This window comes from Saccharomonospora saliphila YIM 90502 (assembly GCF_000383795.1).
GTDB lineage: Bacteria > Actinomycetota > Actinomycetes > Mycobacteriales > Pseudonocardiaceae > Saccharomonospora > Saccharomonospora saliphila.
The window spans coordinates 1-1715 of record NZ_KB912717.1 but is presented as its reverse complement, the minus strand read 5'-3'; the positions used below and the strand labels follow the sequence as shown (position 1 = coordinate 1715).

The 1715-nt window shown below is 71.4% G+C and carries 2 protein-coding genes; one reads left to right on the top strand and one right to left on the bottom strand.

Annotation, left to right across the window (positions count from 1 at the left end; translation table 11 throughout):
• The first annotated feature begins 105 nt into the window (after nt 1-105).
• Entirely contained in the window at nt 106-573 is a 468-nt protein-coding gene (locus tag SACSA_RS0118360; protein WP_019819191.1) for a tRNA (cytidine(34)-2'-O)-methyltransferase, read from the top strand.
• Nucleotides 574-579: 6 nt separating this feature from the next.
• Here the strand turns inward: SACSA_RS0118360 and SACSA_RS0118355 are convergent, their stop codons facing one another.
• Nucleotides 580-1560, bottom strand: coding sequence for a VWA domain-containing protein (locus tag SACSA_RS0118355; RefSeq protein WP_019819190.1), 981 nt, complete (start codon nt 1558-1560; stop codon nt 580-582).
• Nucleotides 1561-1715: the final 155 nt, after the last annotated feature.

Genomic DNA, 1715 nt, shown 5'->3' with positions numbered 1-1715 from the left:
CCGGGACCGGGCAGGATCGTCCGGGCCGGCACGCGGCCGCGCCGGACCGGGTCCGGGCGCCGGGCCGGGTCCACGCCCGAGCGAATGAGGAGAGCGAGCGGCACCGTGTTCCGGATCGTGTTCTACCAGCCCGAGATCCCGCCCAACACCGGCAACGCCATTCGCCTTGCCGCCAACACCGGCTGCGAGCTGCACCTTGTCGAGCCACTCGGGTTCTCGATGGAGGACAAGTACCTGCGGCGCGCCGGCCTGGACTACCACGATCTCGCGCACGTGCGCGTGCACCGCGACCTGGAGCGCGCGTGGCGGGCGCTCGACCCGGAACGGGTGTACGCGTTCACCACACGGGCCTCCCGCCGCTACACCGACGTCTCCTACGCCGAGGGAGACGTGTTGCTGTTCGGCCCGGAATCGGTCGGCCTTCCCGAGCCGGTGCAGGGCGATGCCCGGGTCACCGACCTGGTCCGACTGCCCATGCTGCCCACGTCGCGGTCGCTCAACCTCACCAACACCGCCTCGATCGCGGTCTACGAGGCATGGCGCCAGCACGACTTCGCCGGTGCGGCACCGTGACCGGGCTCAGGGCAGGCGCTGGCCGAGGAACAGCGAGCTGCCCGCCGCGGCGACGAGCACCACCGTGCCGAGCACGACCCACGGCTTGCTGGCGTCGACGTTCTTGGTCTCGTACCCGATCTGCTCGCCGAGGTCGGCGTAGACCTGCTTGAGCTGTTCGGCCGTGGCGGCCTTGTAGAAGTCGCCGTCGGACAGGCGCGCGATCTCACGCATCGAGGAGTCGTCGACCTCGACGGGGATCTGCTCACCCTCGATCTCCACCGTGCCGTAGGAGGTACCGAACGAGATCGTGGTGACCGGGATGCCCTTCTGCTTGGCCGCGCCGGCGGCCGTGAAGGCGCCGCGCGGGGCGTACTCGTCCTGCGGCACGGTCTGTTTGCCGTCGGTCATCAGCACGATGCGCGCGGGCGGAGGGCCCTGCGCCCCGCCGACCACGGCCGAGAAGCTCTCGATCGATTGCAGGGCGGCGAAGATGCCCTCACCGGTGGCGGTGGACTGCGCGAGCTTGAGGTTGTCGACGGCCCGCACGACGCCCTCGCGTTCGGTGGTCGGGGCCACCAGGACCGTGGCCGTGCCCGCGAAGGAGATCAGCCCCAGGTTCACCCCGGGGGTCAGCCCCTTGGCGAAGGACCGGGCCGCCTCCTGGGCCGCCTGCAACCGGGTGGGTTCGACGTCGGTGGCCTCCATGGACAGCGACACGTCCATCACCAGCATCACCGTGGCGCGGTTGCGCGGCACCTTCTGTTCCGAGGTCGGGCCCGCGAGCGCGACGGTGAGCAGCAGCAGCGACACCACCAGCAGCGCGGCAGGCAGATGGCGGGCGCGGCCCTGGCCACGCGGGGCGACCCGTTCGAGCAGTTCGAGGTTGGTGAACCGCATCGTGCGCTTGCGGCGCGACCGCACGGCGAGCACGTAGCCCACGGCGACGGCGGCGACCACGATCAGCAGCAGGAACCACCACGGCGAGGTGAAGCCGGACACGCTCATGAGGCCGCCCCCGACCAGCCCCGCTTGCGGGCCACGGCGAAGCGCACCACGTCGGCGATCCAGTCCGAGTCGGTGCGCAGCACCAGATGCCCCGGCCGACCGAGTTCACCGTCGCCGCCTCGGTGTCGGACCCGCTGACCGGGCAGGGCATTCCG